Annotated in this window: 12 protein-coding genes; 4 read left to right on the forward strand and 8 right to left on the reverse strand. The window is 57.6% G+C overall.

The window, feature by feature from the left end; translation table 11 throughout:
• The first annotated feature begins 45 nt into the window (after positions 1-45).
• Positions 46-405 (forward strand): DUF4126 family protein, encoded by a 360-nt coding sequence (locus NW849_RS12740; RefSeq protein WP_414358047.1) that lies wholly within the window; start codon positions 46-48, stop codon positions 403-405.
• A 15-nt stretch (positions 406-420) separates the two neighbouring features.
• On the forward strand, positions 421-744 hold the full coding sequence (locus NW849_RS12745; protein ID WP_414358049.1) for a hypothetical protein: 324 nt from the start codon (positions 421-423) through the stop codon (positions 742-744).
• Between the two features lie 35 nt (positions 745-779).
• On the opposite strand, the gene NW849_RS12750 is transcribed toward NW849_RS12745, so the two are convergent.
• From NW849_RS12750 to petG, 4 genes are all read right to left on the reverse strand, one after another.
• On the reverse strand, positions 780-1,817 hold the full coding sequence (locus NW849_RS12750; protein WP_414358051.1) for a hemolysin family protein: 1,038 nt from the start codon (positions 1,815-1,817) through the stop codon (positions 780-782).
• The gene (locus NW849_RS12755; RefSeq protein ID WP_187147237.1) at positions 1,810-1,974 is read right to left on the reverse strand and encodes a hypothetical protein; all 165 of its coding nucleotides are present in this window, start codon (positions 1,972-1,974) and stop codon (positions 1,810-1,812) included. The genes NW849_RS12750 and NW849_RS12755 overlap by 8 nt, the downstream gene beginning before the upstream one ends.
• A 144-nt stretch (positions 1,975-2,118) precedes the next feature.
• Complete coding sequence (locus NW849_RS12760; RefSeq protein WP_414358056.1) at positions 2,119-3,747, reverse strand: bifunctional pantoate--beta-alanine ligase/(d)CMP kinase; 1,629 nt, start codon at positions 3,745-3,747, stop codon at positions 2,119-2,121.
• Between the two features lie 63 nt (positions 3,748-3,810).
• The gene (gene petG / locus NW849_RS12765; protein ID WP_011433989.1) at positions 3,811-3,924 is read right to left on the reverse strand and encodes a cytochrome b6-f complex subunit V; all 114 of its coding nucleotides are present in this window, start codon (positions 3,922-3,924) and stop codon (positions 3,811-3,813) included.
• 146 nt (positions 3,925-4,070) lie between these two features.
• Here petG and NW849_RS12770 point away from each other — a divergent pair, with 146 nt between their 5' ends.
• Positions 4,071-5,474: a 2-succinylbenzoate--CoA ligase gene (locus tag NW849_RS12770; RefSeq protein ID WP_414358052.1), complete on the forward strand. Its 1,404-nt coding sequence runs from the start codon at positions 4,071-4,073 to the stop codon at positions 5,472-5,474.
• On the opposite strand, the gene NW849_RS12775 is transcribed toward NW849_RS12770, so the two are convergent.
• On the reverse strand, positions 5,471-6,064 hold the full coding sequence (locus NW849_RS12775) for a J domain-containing protein (RefSeq protein WP_011433991.1): 594 nt from the start codon (positions 6,062-6,064) through the stop codon (positions 5,471-5,473). The two genes, NW849_RS12770 and NW849_RS12775, sit on opposite strands and share 4 nt — an antisense overlap.
• Positions 6,065-6,305: 241 nt before the next feature.
• Here NW849_RS12775 and NW849_RS12780 point away from each other — a divergent pair, with 241 nt between their 5' ends.
• Positions 6,306-7,061 carry an ankyrin repeat domain-containing protein gene (locus NW849_RS12780; RefSeq protein WP_414358053.1) on the forward strand — a complete coding sequence of 252 codons (756 nt, stop codon included), beginning with the start codon at positions 6,306-6,308 and terminating at the stop codon, positions 7,059-7,061.
• Between the two features lie 1,169 nt (positions 7,062-8,230).
• Here NW849_RS12780 and NW849_RS12785 read toward each other — a convergent pair.
• The 3 genes from NW849_RS12785 to pyrR form a co-directional block, all read right to left on the reverse strand.
• Complete coding sequence (locus tag NW849_RS12785) at positions 8,231-8,803, reverse strand: metal-binding protein (protein ID WP_414358055.1); 573 nt, start codon at positions 8,801-8,803, stop codon at positions 8,231-8,233.
• Positions 8,804-8,882: 79 nt separating this feature from the next.
• Positions 8,883-9,854, reverse strand: a complete 972-nt coding sequence (locus NW849_RS12790; protein ID WP_414341611.1) for a putative 2-dehydropantoate 2-reductase — start codon at positions 9,852-9,854, stop codon at positions 8,883-8,885.
• A gap of 51 nt (positions 9,855-9,905) precedes the next feature.
• On the reverse strand, positions 9,906-10,454 hold the full coding sequence (pyrR, locus tag NW849_RS12795) for a bifunctional pyr operon transcriptional regulator/uracil phosphoribosyltransferase PyrR (protein ID WP_414358057.1): 549 nt from the start codon (positions 10,452-10,454) through the stop codon (positions 9,906-9,908).
• Positions 10,455-10,579 lie beyond the last annotated feature (125 nt).

The raw sequence follows: 10,579 nt of genomic DNA on the forward strand, positions 1-10,579 counted from the left end.
TCCTGCTCAGAGATAGGCAGGATGCGATCGCTTCTTTCCTGAACCATGTTCAGGAGAGTTCAGCGTGAATGTATCAGCACTCCCATCAACGCTGAGGATATGAAGGGCATACCGGCCATTTTTTGGGGGTTGGGCCTCAGTTTCGCATTTTTGTGCCACACTGGTGACCTCTACCACCACACAGGGGGGCTGGGCAACCCGCTGTTGGCCACCGGCGAAAACGTCACTTCTCTGCTGCTGGCGGTGGTGGCGGTGCTGGCCCCTTGGCTGGCAGTGCTGCTGATGGGTTTGCTGGTGTACTGGCTGGGCAAACGGGCGTTGAAACTGGGGTTCCGCAGCGGAAATGCCGCTCCCAAGTCTCAGGGATCCCCGCCGACGGCTGTTCTACACTGGAGAAGGTCTTAACTGGATGGTTTTGCCATGCCCCCTCGCTGGCCCCGTAAGCCCACCCGTCGGGATCCCGAATTTCGCAAGCTGGATGATCGCTATACCTATGCCGCCCACATTGCCGTTTTTCTCTGCAGCGGGTCTGGGCTGGTGTTTTTTCAGCAACTGTACCGCGCGGATTGGCCGTGGCTGGTGCCCCTGTTGGGCTGGTGGGCTTTGGGGCTAGGGATCCACAGCTTCTGGATCTTTTTTGTGGCCCGCTACCCTGTCGATGCTGGCTTGATAGAGTTCACTCCCAACGGCGATGCGCACGAGAATCCAACAGCCGCGGAGACGGATCCCTCCAGAGCCAGCTAGGACTTAGAGAGGGGGTGATCCCCTTGCTCCTGTTCTCAGCCAGGGGAGGTAGAAGCTCCACCTGGTCGCCGCTGCCGCCGCAGCAGCAGGGGGGAGAGATCGCTCTCGTCGTAAATATCGCCCACCAGCTCCTCCAAAATGTCCTCCAGCGTGATCAGGCCGGTGGTGCCGCCGAACTCATCCACCACAATCCCCAGGTGTTGGCGAGAGCGCAGCATTTCCTTGAGCAACAAGCTGACCCGCTTGGTGTCCGGCACAAAAAAAGGCGGTGCCATCGCCTGGGTCACTTCGGCATTGCCTTTTTGATCGAGATAGCGCAAGGCTTGCTTGAGGTGGATAATGCCGACGATCTCGTCCTTGGATTCTCCCTGTACGGGGATGCGCGAGTAGCCCGTTTCCAAACAGAGCTTCACCACATCCTGCAGTGTTTTGTCGTGGGAGATGGTCTCCATTTTAACTCTGGGCTTGGCCACGTCCCGCGCCTGCAGCAAGTCCAAAGCCAAGGCCCCACGAAACAGCCGCCGTTTTTGCCAATCCAGCAGCCCCCGCTGCCCCAACACATCGATCAACAGCTCCAAATCCTTGAGAGAAGCGGTGGCCGTCAGGGGGGAGAATTCCAATAGATTGAAGAGCCTGCTGACAACCCACTCAAAAGCGTCGCTAAAAGGGCGCAGCAGCACCGATAGGACATGAACAGGCCGCACCACCCAGCGGAACACCCCTAGCGGATGGCTCACCGCTAAAGACTTTGGGGCTACTTCTCCAAAGAGGAGCACCACAATTGTGGTGGGCACGGTGGCGGCCAAAGCTCCAATCTGGGTTCCCAACAGTTCAATGGAGAGGGTTGTGGCCAAAGCGGCAATGCCGATGTTGACAAAGTTGTTCACCAGCAACAGGGTGGTGATCAGCCGCGAGCGCTGTTGTTGGGCCAGTCGATACAAGCCCTGCGGATCCCCTTGTTCTTCGATCAGGGATTCCAAGCGCAGGTTGTCCATGGCCGTGATGGCCGTTTCGGCGCCAGAGCAAGCTCCTGAGAGAAGCAGCAGAAAGGCCAAGAGAAAGACATTAACCATAGCGCTCCGTTCGCGACGGCGGAACGGGATACAGGTAGCATTGGCTCATCGAGAGAAAAGCGGGTCGGCCTATTTCCATCATCAACGGGATCCCCTCCGGCACCTCAACACCTCGGTGGTTTTGCCAAAGTTCATCACTCAACCCATAGCTCGGCATCCGTGCCCCCTCATCAACTGCATCTTCAACGAAAATCTTCAATGAGAAATGAGAGAGGGATCAAGCTGTTCAAACCGGCCAGCTCCCTGAAAATCATGCGGAAATCTGACTTGTCCCGTTGATTTAGTCTTGATTGAGTCAAAGCTACTGATCTAAACGGGCCGGGCCAGATCGCTCCAAAAGCTGCCGGTACAACATGACAATCTTGTCTTGCACCTCGGATTGGCTCAGGTGATCTGTGTCGATCAAGATGGCATCGGGGGCAGGCCGCAAGGGAGAGATGAGCCGTTCGCTGTCGCGGCGATCCCGCTGCTCGATTTGCGCTTTCAATTCTTCAAGGGGTACCATTTGCCCTTGAGCTTGGAGTTGGTGTTGCCGACGCTGCGCCCGCTCCCCAACAGAAGCAGTCAAAAAGACCTTCAACTCTGCATCGGGAAAGACGTGGGTGCCGATATCCCGTCCCTCTAAGACGGCACCGCCATCCCGGCCAATGCTGCGTTGCCGCTTCACCAGCTCCTGGCGTACTCCCGGCACTGCCGCCACGTGAGAGACCCAGCGGGTCACCTCTGGGGAGCGGATGGCCTGGGTAATCTCTTCGCCATCGGCCCAGATGCGGGTCGGCTCTGTCGAAGAGGTGCCACTTTGCAGGGTGAGCTGGGTTTGGGCGGCCAGTTGGGTGAGTTGCTCGGCATCGTCCAAAGGGATCCCCCGTTGCAGTGCCAGCCAGGTGATGGCTCGATACATGGCCCCCGTGTCCAAGTACAAAAGCTGCAGCTGGGCGGCTACTGCCCGCGCCACGGTGGATTTTCCGGCTCCAGCCGGGCCGTCGATGGCAATCAGCGGGCGACGCGGGGGAGAGGTCGTGCCGGAAGAGGGCGGTGCCGCATGCTGGACTCTCTCCGGCGAGGGATCCCCTTGCTCTGGGGAAAGGAGCAGGTTGTCGATCAGGCGAGTCTGCCCCACATAGGCAGCAATGGCCAGCAGGCCCTTGTCTTCCACCCGCGGCAGCGGCTGTAGCGTTTGGGGATCCACCAATTCCAGGTACTGCAGTTGCAGCTCTGGGGTATGCTCCAGCTCAGCACGGGCGGCGGCAAGGATCCCTTCTGCTGAGGGATCCCCGGCCTGCCAATGGTCATATCCTCGACGCAAGGCCCGGTACAGCCCGGCAGCCACCTGTCGTTCAGCAGCAGAAAGGTAGCGGTTGCGGGAGCTACAGGCGAGGCCATCGGCTTCTCGCACCGTGGGGCAGGGAACAATCGTGGTGGGTATTTGCAGATCCCGAACCAAACGCTGAATGATCGCCAGTTGCTGGGCGTCTTTTTGGCCGAAGTAGGCCCGCTGCGGCTGCACCAGGTTCAGCAGTTGCAGCACAATGGTGGCTACACCGCGAAAGTGGCCAGGTCGGTGGGGGGCGCAGAGGGTCTGCAGAAGGGATTCGGGGGGCATGACCCAGGTGCGGTCGCTTCCGGTTGCGGGGTCGGCTCCCATCTCTTGCGGGTCAGGGGCAAAGACCACATCCACACCTGCTGCCTCGCACAAAGCTCGGTCCCCCTCTTCGTCGCGGGGATAGCGATCCCAGTCTTCGTTGGGGCCAAATTGCAGCGGATTGACGAAAATGCTGACCACCGTGTGGTCACACTCCTGGCAGCAGCGGCGAATCAAGCTGAGATGCCCCTCGTGCAGGGATCCCATCGTGGGCACCAAGCCGATGGTGGATCCCCGCCAATTGGCTACCTGCTCCCGCAAAGCAGCGACTGTGCGCAGCCAGTGCATTGCCATGCCACCTCAATCTCTCTCTCCCCTATGGGTTTTCTCCAACCCCCCCAAAGGCTGCTCCTACAGGCCGATCTTGTTGCTGCGTTGATACTGCCTGTAGGCTGCCACGAACAAGCCCGCCAAGGTGACCACCACCATTCCCAACACGATCCCCAACAAAATCGGCTCGATCACAACACAGACCTCCCAGTTCAAACCTAGATCATGATAAGCCAAGCCCAAACCTATCCTCACCGTTCCTTGCCAAGGAAATCGAGGGGGGATCCCCTAATAAAATGCAGGGGATCCGCGAAGCCGTTGAGATGGCATACCCATAGCCCATGAGGTCAATTGTCTTGTCCGGGGATGGCGGAGACTTGAAGGAGTGCCTGTCCAAACTGGAAGAGCAACTGCGCCCTTTGGCAGACAAGGCCGTTCCCCTGCTGGTGGCGGACTCGCATCCAGTGCAGGTGTGGGCGGCAGTTTTGACCTGCCAACGCTTGGGGATCCCGCTGTTCCTGGGTAATCCCCACTGGGGAGAACGGGAATGGGGACAGGCTTTGGCGGATATGGGATCCGGCTGGTGCTGGCGCCAGGGCCGACTGGAAGGGGATCCCGCCCCCTTGAATCTGCGCCTGCGGGATTTGCGGGAAGCTGTGCCCAGCTCCCATTGGCCGTTGATCGGCATCCCCACGGGTGGCTCTGGCGGCCAAGTGAAATGGGCCCTGCACTCTTGGCTGACCCTCAGTGCCTCGGCCAAAGCCCACCAACAGCACTTTGCCGTCGGGCCTGTACACAGCTATTGCCTTCTGCCCTTGTACCACGTCAGCGGCTTGATGCAGGCAGTCCGCTCCTGGCTGAGCGGTGGGCAGTGGGTTGTCTGGGATTGGAAACGGCAACAGCAGGCCAAGGCTTGGGATCCCCCTTTGCCGGGGAGCTTTCTATCGCTGGTGCCCACTCAGTTGCAACGGCTGTTGCTCAGCGCCCATCCGGGAGTTTTGGAGAGCCTGCGCCAATTTCGGGCCATTTTGGTCGGCGGTGGCCCCACCTGGCCCAGCTTGCGGCAACAGGCCCGGCAACTTCACCTTCCCCTTGCCCTCACCTACGGTATGACCGAGACCGCCTCCCAGGTGTGTACGTTACTGCCAGAAGCCTTTTGGCAAGGGAGCGACAGTCTGGGTCGGCCTCTGCCCCACGCCACGCTCCAGATCCGCAGCGAAAAAGGGGATCCCCTGCCCAGCCATGCTGTGGGCTACATTCACATTCAGGCAGAGTCGCTGGCACTGGGCTACTACCCGCACCTAAGTGCTACGCACCGCTTACGCGAAGGGCAACAGCAAGGCTTTACCCCCGGCGATTTGGGCTATCTAGACCGACAGGGATCCCTCTATTGGTTAGGTCGAGCCGATGACCTAATCCTAACCGGCGGGGAAAAGGTGATGGCTGCAGAAGTGGAAGGGGAGATCCGAGCCAGCGGCTGGGTGGAAGATGTGTGCGTGTTGGGCCTACCGGATGCTGAATGGGGGCAGCGGGTTGTGGCGGTGGTCGTCCCCAAAACGGGGATCCCCAAAGAGCTGGAAATGCACCTGAAGCAACACCTAAGCCGCCAACTGAGTCCCTTCAAGCACCCCAAGCACTGGCTGTGGTGTACGGGGATCCCGCGCAACCCTCAGGGCAAAGTCAACCGCCAACAACTCCGGCAGTGGGCAGCTCAGACGTTGGGGATCCCAACGCAGGCAAGTTAGCGGGATCCCTCCCGAATGCCCAGACGGGCTAAATCTCGCTTGATTTCAAAGGCCAATTCTCGGTTGTGCGGCTCCGTGGCCAAAGCTTTTCTCAAGTAGGCTTCCGCCTGCTGATAGCGCCCCTCGTAGATCAAATGGTTGCCGAAGCGCTGGTAGGCCAACGCCAAGATGTGGATGGCCTCGCTGGAGTTGGGAAACCGTTTCAGCAGCGCCTCCGCCTGGGCCACCGCCGTGGGCAACTTCCGCTCCCGCCAGGCTGCCTTGACGCGGGCAATCCCCTCCTTGAGCCCTTCCGGATTGGGCTGCTCTGCCGATGAGGGGCCTATGCTGCGAATGACCACCCGCCTTTCGCCGGCAGCAGGAGAGCTGGGTGGAGATTGACGTTGTGCAGATTGACGTTGTGCATCGTAGCGCCGCCGCTGCTCAGGGTCGCTCAGCACTTGGTAGGCTTGGTGGATTTGTTGGAAACGCTCTCGGGATCCCTCCCCTGCCACATCAGGGTGAAACTGCCGCGCCAACCGTCGAAACGCCTGTTTAATCTCTTCAATGTCCGCTGCAGGAGATAGGTTCAGGATCGCGTAGTAATCCATAAACAGTGGCGAAGTCAAGGGAGCGGGAAAAGACTTGACCGAAAACCAGCTCTAGTCTACCCCTGTAGCCCCGGCTTGACTAAGGGATCCCACCAAGCGCTTGGTTCTCCCGCTTCCCTCAGCAGCAGGGATCCAGTGTTAGACTTTGCCCAAGTTGTTTGGAGCCTCCATTCCGGCCTATCGAGGATCCCTTCCTGTTGCCCAACTTCATTGCAACTTGGCTTTTTTATTTCTATCTGTTATGAGTGAAGCGCTTCATCAAGCTCTTGCCAATCGAGATCTAAAACAATTATTGGCCCATTTGCAGCGGGGGGAAGATGTGAATGCTGTCGATGCTCAGGGAATGACTTTGCTTCATAAAGCGACACTCCTTGGCGATTTGGAACTGTTGGATTTGCTCTTGGCCCATGGCGCTTCTCCCAATGCCTTGGATCCCACAGGTGCTACCCCTCTCCATTTGGCTGCCGACAGCGGTCAGGTCAAGCTGGTGGAGCGTCTTTTGAGGGCAGGCAGCGATATCGATCTCCCAAATAACCATGGCTATACCCCTCTCCAGCGGGCTGCTTTAACCGATCAGGTAGAAGTAATCGGTCTGCTCATCCAGAAGGGAGCCAACACTGGTCGTGTTCTCCACTGGGCCACAGCCACCGGTCGAAAAAGCATTCTGGCCCGCCTACTATCCAAGGGAGCGCCGGTGGATGCCACTGACGAAACAGGCCGAACCCCTCTGCATGAAGCCGCCACCCGAGGGGATTTGGGCATCGCTCGCTTTCTGCTCTTGTACGGGGCCAATGCCAATGCGCGCAACCGATTCGGGGCGACACCGATGCACTGGGCTGCTTGGGAAGGACACATCGAAATCCTGGAGCTTTTGCTGGAAAATGGAGCCGAACTAAACCCTCGCAATGAAGATGGGCATACCCCCTTAGCCTATGCACAAAAACGCCAACACAGGCTGGCTGCTCAATGGTTACAAGATCGAGGAGCAACTCTTTAGCTTAGTATCAAGTTTGGCATAGAGAGTAAAACAAAAGTTAATGAAAATGCTGCTATTTCAAGTCATAGGGTATTTGGTCTTCCTCCCTTCTCATGAGATGGGGTTTGAGAGTGAGGGTAACCCCTACAGAAAAAAGGAGAGAGGCTGTTAGGCTTTCCTCCCTCCAGTCTCTTCGTCGCGGTTAGCGTTAACGCCAGCTAGATTCTAACTGATTCTTCCACCTGATTCAACTTTTTTCTAGAGTTTCTCTTGAGCCCAACATAAATTTTTGAACGACAAAACAAGACATAGGACAGACAGTTTGTCCCAAAAGGTTGGTCTTTTTCCTTAGCTTCTGACAAGTTTGCAAAGGAAACTAGAGCAGCAATCTTTGTATTCGGTCTTGTCTTCCGGTTCCCGAAGCCAGATTGCCCCCTTCCAAAACCATAACCCTCAGCCGCTGTTGCTCCTTTACACTGCCACCTCCACAGATTGACATGAGCAAGCAAAAAATCTCTCTATCAACTGATTCTGACTCTCATTAGTACAGAACCTTGCTTAGCCTTGGAGAGGAGAAAAAGGGATCCCTGCTGACGCAGATGGCCAGCTCTGCCAGCACAGGATCCCTGCCGCATCCAAGACAAGAGAGGAAGACTGATGGATATGACTCCACCACTCAACTGAGTAACAGCATAGCTTTATTGAGATTGAATTGCAATACCTAGCCAACGTAAGAGGAAATGTTCTTGACAAAACTGCTTCAAGTAGTCGTTTCAAGTTAGGGTGAGACGCTTGGGCTACTGAGGAGAGCCTTCTGATTCCCTATATTCAAGGCTTTAGGTATGGGTGCAGTGTCCCAGTTTGAATCGAAATGGCCACAAGCAGAGTACCTGGGCTAAAGGGTAATTGGCCAAGATTTGCAGTTTCAGCCCTCTTGAGAGGATAGGTCGCGGAGTTGTGGGCACAGCACAGGTTCAAGGGGGGGTGAGGGGCTGATAGCAGTCGTGGTTCTTATTACTCTCTATTTCAACTGCTCGCGTAGCGGGCCGGAGGCCTTAGCAGGAAGCAACCGGTCGTTTGTTTCACCTTGACGGTGAGATAAATGACTACGCGTTGCGGAACAGTAGGTAACCTCACTGCCATTCAAATGCCGTGGCGGGCGAAAAATCAAACCTTGGCCCAATGGATCCCTAGCCACGATAGCTGAGTCGCCTGGCAGGAGATCGAACCTGACGGCGTTTTCTGCGCCAGCGTTTCCAGCGGGAGACCATCCAGTCGCTTAGGCTGTGGTTCACCGATCCCAGTTCCAACCCCATCCCAATCCAAAAGAGCATCTCGGCGTGAACTTGCAGCAATTGCCAGAGATCGCTGCCCCACACCCAGGGTTGCCACATCCACCAGCCCAACTGGGATCCCAGCCAAGCCCCCAGCAGGCCAGCTCCTCCTGCCCATAGGCTCAAGTACAGTACCCGCACGGCGGTGCCCACAATCGGCCCATGAGACCAAAAGGAGCGATGCCGCATCCACTTGCGGTAGGGCAGCCAAATCCAGCGCAAGAACAGCCAGCGTTGATACTGTCGGGAACAGGTGTCCAGATCTCCAGAAAACATCAGGCCGCTGAACAGATAGGCGGATCCCACAGCCAGGGCAACTGTGGTGCTGTTCCCCAACACACCGGCGGCTAGGGTGATGCCGGGGGCCGTCCAGAGGGTAATGCGATCGTGGGTGGATCCCAGCGGCATAAAGCCAGAGCAACAGTACACGACTGCGGCTCAGTCTACCCGCAAGCAAAGGAGAAAGCCTGCTCCAGCCCTGGGATCGCTCCGCCGGATCTTGAAAAACTTAAGCCTGCTGCTCCCCAGGGATCCCTCGATTCAGGCGATCCAACACCTGCAACTGTCGGTAGAGCATTTCAACCCGTGGCAGATGGATCCCAGCTTGTCGAGCGTACTGCAGTGGGTTGCCGAAGATCACCTGCAGTTCCAGAGGACGTTTGCGCTCATAGTCGATTTTCATGCTGGTGCGGTAGGGGGCCATTTTCTCGGTATTGGTGAGCATTTCTTGGATCAGGGAGTCGGGAAGCAGGCGATCACAAGCTGCAGCTCCCTGTATCACCTCCTGCATCAGCGTTTCCGCCAAAGCACGGGCCTCAGGGTCTCGAATCATTTGCTGAGTATCGGCATTGAACACCACCGAGAGGCCGTTGAAGGGAATATTCCAGACCAGTTTCTGCCAGCGGGCCAACATCAAATCTGGTGAGAGCGAAGTCGGGATCCCTGCCCGTTGAAAATCGGCTTGAACTTGTTGAAGGCGGGGCGTGATCCCTTGGGGGGCATAGCCAGGGCCGTACTCTGCCAGCAGCACCGAACCGTAATCCAGATGGTGAATGTGGCCGGGGCCAACCTTATTGGAGCTGATGAAGCAGAGGCCCCCCATGACCCGCTCTGGGCCAACGCAATCGGCAATCTCGGGTTCCACCCCCAGCCCGTTTTGCAACAAGATCACCACGCCATTCTCGGCCAACACAGGCGGGATCAAGTGCGGCAGAAGCGCATTTTGGGTGGCTTTCAAAGCCACGATCACGCCTTCGCAAGCCGGCATGTCCTCCACGGCTGCGTAGGCATTCACCTGGGGCAAATGAAAATCCCCCCAGCAGGACTGCACCCAGAGGCCGCTTTGGCGAACATGGTCATAGTCGCTGTGCAGCAGAAAATGCACCGAAAAGCCCGCCTGTTGCAATTTCGCCCCATAAAATCCTCCCAAAGCGCCCGTGCCCAAAACAGCGTAGCGGCGGGTTTCCGGCAACCAAGACATGGCAGTGAGTTTCGGCAGGTCATCCCTAAAATACCGCACCCCAGCGCCGGCTCAGGGTTTAATCTTTGCCGTTTTGTCTATCAACAGCACCCGCTCTTCTGCATCGGTTTCCCGCAGATGGACTCTCACCGTTTGCTCCGGTTCTGTGGAAAGCTGACAACCGCAGTAATCGGGCTGGATGGGGAACTGCCGGTGACCCCGGTCGATCAACACCGCCAATCGCACCCGTTCCGGTCGCCCAAAGTGGTTTAGAGCCTCCAAAGCTGCTCGCACGGTGCGACCGCGAAAGATAACATCATCCACCAGCACCACTTCTTGGCCGGTCAGGTCACGCGGCATTTCGCTGCGATCGGGGGTGCGCAACCCGCCGGCGCTCAAATCGTCGCGGAAAAAAGTGATGTCCAGCTCCCCCACTTGGGGCGGGATCCCCAGCAGAGTGGCAATCCGATCCCGCAGGCGGTAGGCCAGGGGAACTCCCCGGGTGCGAATGCCGATCAACGTCAACTTTTGGAGGTGGGGATGATCCCTGCCGATCGCCTCTGCCAGACCCTCGATCAGCCCGGCCAACTGCTCCGCATCGAAGACCTCGATCTCGGACATGGATCCCTGTCGCCCCCTCGCCAATCGCGGATCTGGTCTGTAGAAGACTTTAACAAAACGCGCGGAATTCCCCACCCTCTGTAGGGTGGGGATGGATAGCGCCACTGGATTTGTGGAGCACTCAG

This window comes from Synechococcus sp. R55.3 (assembly GCF_047461975.1).
GTDB lineage: Bacteria > Cyanobacteriota > Cyanobacteriia > Thermostichales > Thermostichaceae > Thermostichus.

Coding starts and splice junctions, on each gene's coding strand:
- NW849_RS12740 (WP_414358047.1), top strand. CDS start 46: ATGTTCAGGAGAGTTCAGCGTGAATGTATCAGCACTCCCATCAACGCT.
- NW849_RS12745 (WP_414358049.1), top strand. CDS start 421: ATGCCCCCTCGCTGGCCCCGTAAGCCCACCCGTCGGGATCCCGAATTT.
- NW849_RS12750 (WP_414358051.1), bottom strand. CDS start 1,817: ATGGTTAATGTCTTTCTCTTGGCCTTTCTGCTGCTTCTCTCAGGAGCT.
- NW849_RS12755 (WP_187147237.1), bottom strand. CDS start 1,974: ATGCCGAGCTATGGGTTGAGTGATGAACTTTGGCAAAACCACCGAGGT.
- NW849_RS12760 (WP_414358056.1), bottom strand. CDS start 3,747: ATGCACTGGCTGCGCACAGTCGCTGCTTTGCGGGAGCAGGTAGCCAAT.
- NW849_RS12770 (WP_414358052.1), top strand. CDS start 4,071: ATGAGGTCAATTGTCTTGTCCGGGGATGGCGGAGACTTGAAGGAGTGC.
- NW849_RS12775 (WP_011433991.1), bottom strand. CDS start 6,064: ATGGATTACTACGCGATCCTGAACCTATCTCCTGCAGCGGACATTGAA.
- NW849_RS12780 (WP_414358053.1), top strand. CDS start 6,306: ATGAGTGAAGCGCTTCATCAAGCTCTTGCCAATCGAGATCTAAAACAA.
- NW849_RS12790 (WP_414341611.1), bottom strand. CDS start 9,854: ATGTCTTGGTTGCCGGAAACCCGCCGCTACGCTGTTTTGGGCACGGGC.
- pyrR (WP_414358057.1), bottom strand. CDS start 10,454: ATGTCCGAGATCGAGGTCTTCGATGCGGAGCAGTTGGCCGGGCTGATC.